This window comes from Segatella salivae F0493 (genome assembly GCF_000477535.1).
GTDB lineage: Bacteria > Bacteroidota > Bacteroidia > Bacteroidales > Bacteroidaceae > Prevotella > Prevotella salivae.
Map to the genome: position 1 here is coordinate 48187 of NZ_AWGW01000010.1, position 9956 is coordinate 58142.

Consider the following 9956-nt stretch of genomic DNA (forward strand, 5'->3'; position numbering starts at 1 on the left):
TTTCAGTTATATGACGTGCCACCTATGGGGAAATCCACACTAAAATCCCATGCTCTCTCGCATGTTTCCTGTTATACGACCCACTTGCTGCAGTCCTATGTCGTCGCCCCTCCTTATCTTCCACTTTCGTATGTCCATGCAATGATGCCGAAACAGTATAAAATAGGCATGCTGCAAGGACTTCACCGCATTGATTCCCACCTGCAAATGAGAATCCCAGCGCTGGCTCGTTATTGGCCAACGCTGGGATATTAGCAAATAAACTCATGTTCATTCGTCTATATAAAACATGTAAAATAAAGACTGAAACATATGGAACCTTGATAGGAATGCAAAATAAAAGACCACAGCAGGCTATGACCTGCCGTGATCAATTCATGTTAAGGCAATTGTAACTAAACGCTATATAAAGTACTTCTGTTTGTGATTTGTCTTATCTATGGTTATCAATTATAACGACGATAGCCTTTAGGTTTACCATCCTGGGTTTTGTTTTAGCGATGGACACACGTTTAATTCTGTATTCTGAATTGGGAAATAATAGTGTTTTGGGGCTTCAAACACTCTTTCTTCTTTACAGAATCGTTCCATGCGATACTTCTTTCCATCAATTTCAATCTTGCCATTTGGGTCTTCAACAGGGTGCATTCCATTGATCATGCGTTGGCATTTAGGATATGCTCCATGATGTTGTTTCCAGTAATTCACAGAGCGTTCTGTATTATCATGACCAGAAGCTTTGAATATTTTCTCCTTATCTAATTCCGCTTTTGACGAAGGTTCAAGATACAATCGACAGTCCCAAGGACGTTTATTCTCATAAAACAGCTCCACTCTGCGTTCACGTCTGATATATTCTCGCATTAGTTGCTTATTCGTTAAAGTCGAAGGAGGCATCGGATTCATGAAAGAGCGTGCTCGAACCTTATTAATCATGTCATAGATTTCCTGATTTGGTCCTGTGGTTTCATTCACAGCTTCTGCATAGATATAAATAAATTCAGGCAAACGCCATATCGCTGGCGAGTGAATGTCAAAGCCACCGCTCTTGTTATAGCCGTCTTTCATGAACTTTCTAAGATAATAACCCGTTGTAGTTGCATTGTTGGCATTAATCTTATCGGGTCCTTCTGCGGTGTTCATCTGCCGTGGATGATTGTTGTTATCACGGTAAGGAGCACCATGATAGATAATATCTCTGTAGAAACGAGGGTCGCGATTGACATAAGGATTACTATCATCATAACCTGCATCGCGTGCTTCCTTGCTGTAAACTGGATAGCCATAGCCGTCGGGAGCCATATATTCATACTCATCTACTTGCTCTTGAACCGGTTGTTGGCGTGATCCTCCGCCACGACTTGGTGCATATTGGTCTCCCTGCCACCAGTTATCTTTGTCATGAGTCACGAAAAAGACGCTCTCATTCTGTATACTTTCGAAGTCATAGAACATATCCCATAAGCGTTTATAAAGCAAAGAACCATTTAAATTGCGGTTACCATCGTCTTGAAAGTTATGATTATCGTATTTATCGAATAGCTTATAACGCGGTGATCCATTGACAGTCATGTCGAGAACTCGCTTAGCTGCATCCCTTGCTGCAATCCATCTTTCAGCTTTATAGCCATATTCTTTCTCAAAGATTCGTTTACCTTGATAGCCAAATTGTGCGGCGCCATTATATAAAGGAGTAGCCGCCACCCATCTAACTTTTGCAATCAATCCTAAACAAGCACCTTTATCAACTCGTCCAAAGTGCTCATCGCTGCGGTTATACATCTCAGCTACCTTCTTATAAGCAGTCTCTGCATCAGCCACAATCTTATCAACGACGGCGTGAACGCTTTCGCGTTCGAACTTCATTGCATCATTTGTTGCGATACTATGGTCTATATAAGGAATCTCACCATATAACATCATGAGACGATAGTGCATATATCCTCTTAAGAAATAAAGCTCACCTATGCGCCTTTCCAAATCACCTGGGCTCAAAGGATTATCAGGTGTTTTATATTTTTCAATGCCTTCAAGTGTTAGATTGATGTGACGAATGGCAGAATACATGCTATTCCAGAACTGTCTATTATTGCCAGGGAAGTCTGAATTGGGGCTCCAGTCACCTTGATTATACCTGTTTCCGATGTTGCCTTCTACGTTTGAAGACTCACATTCGTCGGTAATGGCCGAGGAAGAGAAGTGCTCCAACCACACCAAAGGCCTCATTGCATATCGTGCATTCCAGTATGCTGTTGCGACGTTTTTATTCACTTCTTCATATCGACTGTACACTTCTTCTTCCGACTTCTTATCATCTTTCTCCTTGTCTAAGAAGCTTTCACTGCATGCAGTGAGGCAGAAAAGTATTCCAAATAAGAGGAAGAATTTATATATCTTTTTCATATTATATCGTGTTTATTAGGTTTAGAATGTAATATTTACGCCAAAATTAAATACCTTTTGAATGGGATACCATGTGCCATTGCTATTGGTTTCGGGGTCAACATCAACGTCTCCGAGTTTATCCCAAGTCAATAAGTTTTGCCCTTGGATATAGAAGCGAACCTGTTGTAGGTTTGCAACCTTAATCAACTGATAGGGGAGGGAGTACCCTATCTCTATATTCTTCAAGCGAACATAGCTTGCATCATACAAGAAAAGACTGCTATGAGCGTTCTTGTTGTTGTTATGTGTTCCCAAATGGAGGGCTGGATATTTTGCATTTTCAGCTGTTTCGGGCGTCCATCTCTTTAAGTGCATTGGCTTAACCTTGCCCATTTTGTCGTTATGGAAATTGGGAAAATCATACACTGCAGCACCATTTAAGAGGATAGAAGAGTTTGTTGCGCCTTGGAAAAGTATGCTAAAGTCAAACCCTTTGTATGAGAAGCCCATCGGAATGCCAAACATTATTTCCGGACAACGAGGATATCCTTGAGCCGCACGGTCCTTATCATCAATAACTTTGTCGCCGTTCATGTCTTTATAAACCACATCTCCAGGGATTAACTTACCGAATGAACCTTGTATTCCTGAGGCGTTTAGGGCATCAGCTTCGGCTTGGTTTGCGACAAAGTGGTCGAAAACATACGTGAAATTGCTGTTCATGGGTTTGCCTGTTGCCTGCCTCCATGTATTCTTTCCCCAGTCAATCTCGTTTGTATACTCTATTTTGTTGCGAGCAAAGGTAAAGTTTGGTTTAATAAAATATCTGAAGTCACGACCTATTTTGTCTTGCCACGTCACTTCAAAGTCAACACCATAGTTCTTGATTTTACTTGAATTAATCCATGGAGCAGATGCACCAACCACGCCAGGGAAGTTCATTCGCTGAATGTCTGCACCTGCACTGGTATTCAAGTTCGTCAAGATATCAAATCGTTTCTCTGTAAACACATCGCAACTAATGCTTAATCGTTGTCTAAACAGCGTCATATCGATGCCTAAATTGACCTTCTTTGCTTTCTCCCAAGTCAGTGCTGTGCTTGCCAAACGAGCTTCGCCGTTGCCGTCTATCCATGAGTTGAGGTTGGGACCAAAATAATAACCATTGTTGCCTCCATAGTAAGCTAAGTATGCAAAACGGTCACTGGGCAGCATATCACTACCGACCAAACCATAAGAAGCCCTTATCTTTAAGTAGTCTAACCATGATTGTGTGGCGTGCATGAACTTCTCATTACTGATTACCCAGCCTAAAGAACCAGATGGAAAGAAGCCATAACGTTTGCCACGGGCAAAGTTTTCAGAGCCATTATAGCCGAAGTTGAATTCTGCCAGATACTTCCTTTGATAATAATATGAAGCGTGGCCAGTCATTCCTTGATAGCGATAATAAGGGTCATTGTTGTAATTGCGCTCACTACGGTTGATGAGGAACAGCGCACCGACCTCGTGATCGTGGCCGAAAGTGCGGTTATATTCTAACTTCATCTGCGCATAATAGCGAGAGTCTTGTGGGTTGTTTCTGGCTTCATTGTTACGATTTTGGTCGATATTATACCTGTTTCCGCCCCCGTATGCACCTTTATAAGGCACTGTTGGGTCATTGTATACATCGACTCCAGCTACAGGTTCGAACGTAGCATACCCCGGAAAACGCTTATATCCCTCGTTATAATAGGGGATATCACGAATAATCCATCGACTGCCTTGAAAGTCATAAGATATCATTCCCTCAATCTTTAGTCCTTTAGTAATGAAGTCTAAGTTGTGTCCTAACGTCAAAGCGCCTTCAAAATAAGTGTTCTTTTCATTCTGATATCCCGTGCGACTCAGTTCTCCAAGAATGTTATAACGATAAAGTTGCGTACCAAAGAGCACGCCATTAGGGTTTTGTGCAAATATCTTTCGATTTGCTTTGTTCCCATTATCCTCTAATGTTATTGGCAAATAAGGGGGCTGTGTATTGGCAATAGTTACGATTGTAGCCGCCGATGTGCCCGGACTTGTGCGGTCAGTAATTCGTCCTCCCAAATCAAACTTAGCCCAGAAGTTCTTTGTTATGTTAATATCAATGTTCGAACGGATGTTATATCGTCTGAATCTACTTTCAGATCCATTCGTCTTTTCAGAGTTATGTCTGAGATTTGTGCCTTGATTGAAATAGTTGGCCATAACAAAATACTTCACACGTTCATTGCCGCCTCGTATAGATAAGGTATAATCTTGTTGTGGAGCAGTTTTGAAAGCATAGTCAAAATAATCCCAATTATATCCTATTCCCGCTCGATGTGCGTCAATAGCCTTTTGAGTAAAGAGATTCAATCGGGATATTTCATCATCAGATAAGCCGTTCATTCGGGCATCATTAATCATTGCTTCGTTATGCAACACCATGTAATCAGCCGATCCTAAATAACTCGGGAACTTCACAGCCTTATTGAATCCATAAGAAGCCTTAAAGTTAACACTTGCCTTATCGCTGTTCTGTCCACGCTTAGTAGTAATGACAACAACGCCATTTGCACCGCGAATACCATATTGAGCCGTAGCCGATGCATCTTTAAGAATGGTGAATGTCTCAATCTCATCAGCTGAAAGATAAGTCATATCGCGTTCAATGCCATCAATAATCACAATAGGATTCTGTGCATTAAAAGTCGCTTTGCCTCGTATAAACACTTCAGCTCTGTCTACTCCAGGCTCACCTCCTGCGTATTGGTTGGCAATTAAGCCCGGCAAACGACCTGCTAAAGCATTGTTTAGATTAGCCGTTGGACTTTGGGTTAAGTCTTTTGTTGTTATTGTTGCAACAGCTCCAGTCATCGTTTCTTTGCGTTGTTTGATATGACCAACGGCAACCACTTCTTCCAAAGCCTTTGCATCTTCAGTTAATTCAATTGTAAGTGTAGAGCGTCCGCCTAATTTTACTTCTACAGGTTGATAGCCAATAAACGAAACAACAAGCGTAGCATCGGCATAAGGGACAGAAATCGTAAAGTCGCCATTGGCATCTGTTACTGCGCCTGTTGAGAGTCCTTTTACTGCAATGGATGCCCCTATCAACTCTTCTTTGTTCTGTTGATCTACAACTTTTCCTTTTACAATAAGCTGTTCTTTAGATTTTGTTTGACTCAACTTGGTTAGTTGGCTTGCCTGAACCCCCAAAGTAGGTGATAAAGCAAGTGCCGAAACGACTGCAACCCCAATGCTTAAGCGGTGCAATCTGAATGGAGATTTGTTTTTCATAAATGTTAATGGATTTAGAATTACACAAGATTTAATCTCTTTTTCTTTTCATTATATAAGATAAGGTGTTAGTTATGTTGTCTCCTTTTCTATGGATTGCAGAGGAAAGGAAAGCGCTATTCATAATAATTCTTTAAGATTAACGATTTGAAATACAAGGTTGTGTTGACTGCTTAATTCTTTTGTGTTGCAAGGTGCATACCTTTTCGCATGGCTTGTTGTTTTCATTTGTATGGATTATCTTTTTAACTCATCGTGTTTTTTGTTTCATCTTTATTTCCATCGGCCTTCATATACATTCGATAAGCCTCAAGATGCTTCTCTCAATACGCTACGAGCTATGCCAAGCTCTGAGGCCAGTTGGATTTCATTGGGAATCGAATCTCCAATTTTGTAGCCATGTTCGATGAAATAAGATATAATTTCTATTTCAACTTTATCTACAAGATTCAATGAATTTGAGATTGAAAATCCTTCGTATTTTCTATTTGTCATATTTGTCCGATTAATAAGATTAATATCACAAATATAACATTTTGTTACATTGACTCAAAATACTTATATATTAATTCTATTAAAATTAACAATTATTTACTTATATTTTATTTTTCATATAGTTAGATAAGGCTGTTCTTTAAGAACCATTTGATGTGGTTTAATCAACTGATTTATTCATTAAAAAAATAGCAATACGAGCTGAAAACATATTAAAAAATCCGCAACCCTTTCGTAGCAGAGTTGCGGATAACACCATTTATTTGAATATTTCTAAATCAGCAAAAGCATAAATGAATTGTTGCTAATGAAGAATATGATAATTCAGAAGTATCCTCTATTTTGATCTTAATTCATCATGGATTGTCTGATGCAGGGCGGATAGCAAACGCATTGGGAGTGTTAGTACAAGTTTCTAGACTATTTTCTATTCTCCACTCTTTATCAAAGTAGAAGAAGCGAGGTCCATCCATACTATTAAAATATCCAAATTCTGCGGTATGATAATAGCCTTTTCCTAAATCGTATCTATTAAATTTAAAGGTCCAATCTCGCCAACTTAAAGCTGGGAAATAAATTGTTGGATTAGCACTATCGTTTGATTTGAAATGGATACCATTATCATATGCACCAACCTTATTGACATTTTCTTCTCCTCCCATTGATTCATACATCCCTGTTTTTATGAATCCTGTAAAGGCATTACCCTTAGGAACGTGGAAACCTGCAGGACAGGGGTCATAAATGGTTTTTATAATTGCAGGAATAGGACCCCACTCTCTACTATTAAAACCATCATACCCATTTTCTGCTGACCATAAATTAGTGCGGAATCTATCATAGGGTATCATATAGAATTTATCTGGGTTTTTTATTAAATCTCCAAGGGTTGGTTTAGCTAGCCCATTATTCATGACAAAGGGATATTCAGATGAAGTTGTACTACTTCCACTAAGATAGAATAAATCTGTTCCAGGATATGCGTCTTTAATACCAAAACGATAAAGCGGAGCCTGTCCTTGTTTATCTGTACCTGCATTTTGTGTAATAATAAGTGGCTTAGTTTCCCAATTACTTTGCGAGCCATTGCCCGCTTGCTGTGCAATCATAATTTTTACTTTACGGGGCTTTGAGTAAGTAGCTTCATACCATTTTGATAATACATATCCTAAAGTACTCCTCGTAAAATATATAACGTCTCCCTTTTGGTTTACGCAACGTATTTTGTCTAAGGAATTACTTTCAGCAAACCATAGATGCCAAGACCACATGATAGTGTTACCATGTTTAACAGCAATGACAGCATTGCCATTCTTGATATCATCTTTCGTGACTGTAAATTCCACGAAATCAACATTTTTACTCGTTCCATCAATAGTTACAGGATAAGACTTAATGGGGTTACTTTCAAAATGCACTAAATTTGGATAATCCGACCAAATAATCTTAGCACTATTTGCAGGAGAAGTATTATTTTGCTCATTGATTAAAGCATGCGATATAGCAACATCATTATGATCTACAAAATGATTAAGTACAGGATAGTGACTATATTGAACAGGCTGTGCCGTATTAGCATACGAGCTACTATTTGTTGTATTATTTATAATAGCATTACCATATACTAAAGGAATTCTGTAACGTCCAGGAGCTGAAATAAGATAAGAGTTCGCACTCTCAGTGATGTCACTACTTGTTTCACCATGTAGAGGGTTCGCCAAATTAAATGGGGCTCCTCCCTGTCCTTTAGGTGTTGCGTCTTTCAACACTTTGTAGTAAGTATTCATCAAATCTCTCACATCTCTACGAACTGCAACATTTCCTTGGTCGTTGGTAATTGTACCCCAAGCAGTTACACCACATTCTCCCTCCGTCTTATCAAAAGTGGTTAGCCACGAAGGTTTTGTCGTAGACTTGGGTCCCCAATCATTCGTTGTATAGTCCCATTCTTGATAGGAAACAGCTTTCCAAGCCACAGGTTGTTGGATATAACTATAGCCAACAAGAACATTTCGATAGCTTGAAATCTCGTAGGTGGTCTTAGAACTTGTTCCATCACAAGTAAACTCACTTGGATCTGTAACAGATAATTGATACTCCCAATCAGAATTCTTTTGAGTAAGTTTATATTCAGTGGTTGTACCTGGTAACCATGAACCTTTCAAAGTTATTTTAATTGGTAATGTTGAGGGTGTTCCATCTTTCTTGTTATAGTAAATATTAGCTACAACTCCTTTTCCTGTCAACAACTGAGGAATCATAAAGAATGTGTAATTATCGGCACCTGGATTAGTGTCGGTCCCCTTTCCTACAAGCACAGTATTAGGGCGCTCAAGTGCATTAACACTGATTCCATCAAGAGAAACGGTATGCCTTTCACTTTCATATCCTGTTAAATCCCAACTTCCTGCTGTTGCATATTGATCAGAAAGAGTATACTTTCCTTTTGTAATAGCTCCTGCTATTTCAACTTTAGTAATCGTTATTGGAGAAAGATTACGTCCTGTAGAGAATTTGACTGCAGTGAGTGCATGTTGAAACTCTAAGTTTGTTGTTGGTGCGTTATGTCCGTCATAATCCACCTGTCCGGAGCATGCTGTCATAAAATCTTTCTGATTCAACACGTTTGGTTCTACTTCAAACACTACGTATGGATTACCACTATATGTATTTGGAGAAAGAGACATTTTAGAATAACTTTCCGTTTGTGGATACACAGAATAGAATCGTGCGTAAGGTAAGGCACCTGCCCACAAAAAAGTTTTCGTTAGTTGTCCATCGGCATTAGTCTTTTCGTTATAAAACCAATCAGGAACGCTACTAATTGACGACACAGCAGAACCTCTGTATCCCGAAGTAGAGAAAGGAGTTAGTGTAGTAGTGTTCACTATAGTACCACGTGTTTTAGCACTTTGGGTGAAGAGATTAACCCCTTCGAGTGTTGAGGCAATTAGGCAATGGGTTCCATCATTTGCCATAAGTTTCTGAGGAGCTTGATTTACTATTGAAGTTCCAATTGGAGCTCCACTACGTGTTGCTCCTGCTGCACGTTTTGCTAAGGCTACTTGCTGTCCATCTACAATATGAAAACGAACAGCTTTTCCATCAATATTTACTTGTTCATCTGTACCTAAGATGTTATCAGAACACGATATAGTAAATAATGCTGATGTTTCTAAGACTACCAAAGCAGAACATAACTTTGCTTTGTTAAAATGTCTATGTTTAATTTTCATCTTTATTACCTTTTGTTTTATTATTAATTACCTATTATTCGTTTTCATCACTATATTCATCATCACCCGTATCAGGATTAGAAGGATTAGGACTGGGATGAAAAGGATTGACTGTAGGAGTCCTTCCTGTTCCACTACCGCTTGGGCGAGCTGCAGGGCTTGCAGCCAGTAAATTATGCTCCGTTGGTAGAGAGACAATTAAACAAATAGGCGTCAAGTACAATCGCTTTCGTTTTTCTTTTTCTTCCATTTTCTCATTATTTATTGTTTAGTTGAATTATCCAAATACATTAATTCATCAAAGGATTAAAACCAAAAAAGGTATGTAGAAAGTAAACAATAAACTTCCTACATACCTTTTGAATATAAAATTAATTTTATATATTACGCGCGCGTTGCGCGTTCCTATTATATTAGTTTTGTTGGTCTGGCTTGTGTGTGTGTGTGTGTGTGTGTGTGTGTGTGTGTGTTACACTAATTATTTAGAAATACGAACTAAAATTAATTGTAATTAAATAAAAATTAATTAAAAAC

Annotated in this window: 6 protein-coding genes; all 6 read right to left on the minus strand. The window is 38.9% G+C overall.

The window, feature by feature from the left end; genetic code table 11:
- Positions 1-22 precede the first annotated feature (22 nt).
- Positions 23-268, minus strand: a complete 246-nt coding sequence (locus HMPREF9145_RS04820; protein ID WP_196809741.1) for a hypothetical protein — start codon at positions 266-268, stop codon at positions 23-25.
- 206 nt (positions 269-474) lie between these two features.
- Positions 475-2403 (minus strand): RagB/SusD family nutrient uptake outer membrane protein, encoded by a 1929-nt coding sequence (locus HMPREF9145_RS04825; protein WP_021825242.1) that lies wholly within the window; start codon positions 2401-2403, stop codon positions 475-477.
- A gap of 21 nt (positions 2404-2424) precedes the next feature.
- Positions 2425-5691 carry a SusC/RagA family TonB-linked outer membrane protein gene (locus HMPREF9145_RS04830; RefSeq protein ID WP_021825204.1) on the minus strand — a complete coding sequence of 1089 codons (3267 nt, stop codon included), beginning with the start codon at positions 5689-5691 and terminating at the stop codon, positions 2425-2427.
- Between the two features lie 309 nt (positions 5692-6000).
- A complete protein-coding gene (locus HMPREF9145_RS04835; RefSeq protein ID WP_021825206.1) occupies positions 6001-6186 on the minus strand; it encodes a GntR family transcriptional regulator in 186 nt (61 codons plus the stop codon).
- Positions 6187-6542: 356 nt separating this feature from the next.
- The gene (locus tag HMPREF9145_RS04840; protein ID WP_021825209.1) at positions 6543-9422 is read right to left on the minus strand and encodes a hypothetical protein; all 2880 of its coding nucleotides are present in this window, start codon (positions 9420-9422) and stop codon (positions 6543-6545) included.
- A gap of 34 nt (positions 9423-9456) precedes the next feature.
- Positions 9457-9672 (minus strand): hypothetical protein, encoded by a 216-nt coding sequence (locus HMPREF9145_RS04845; protein ID WP_021825223.1) that lies wholly within the window; start codon positions 9670-9672, stop codon positions 9457-9459.
- Positions 9673-9956 lie beyond the last annotated feature (284 nt).

Bases quoted from the DNA above. Each gene is read 5' to 3' on its own strand.
- HMPREF9145_RS04820 (WP_196809741.1), bottom strand. From the start codon at position 268: ATGAGTTTATTTGCTAATATCCCAGCGTTGGCCAATAACGAGCCAGCG.
- HMPREF9145_RS04825 (WP_021825242.1), bottom strand. From the start codon at position 2,403: ATGAAAAAGATATATAAATTCTTCCTCTTATTTGGAATACTTTTCTGC.
- HMPREF9145_RS04830 (WP_021825204.1), bottom strand. From the start codon at position 5,691: ATGAAAAACAAATCTCCATTCAGATTGCACCGCTTAAGCATTGGGGTT.
- HMPREF9145_RS04835 (WP_021825206.1), bottom strand. From the start codon at position 6,186: ATGACAAATAGAAAATACGAAGGATTTTCAATCTCAAATTCATTGAAT.
- HMPREF9145_RS04840 (WP_021825209.1), bottom strand. From the start codon at position 9,422: ATGAAAATTAAACATAGACATTTTAACAAAGCAAAGTTATGTTCTGCT.
- HMPREF9145_RS04845 (WP_021825223.1), bottom strand. From the start codon at position 9,672: ATGGAAGAAAAAGAAAAACGAAAGCGATTGTACTTGACGCCTATTTGT.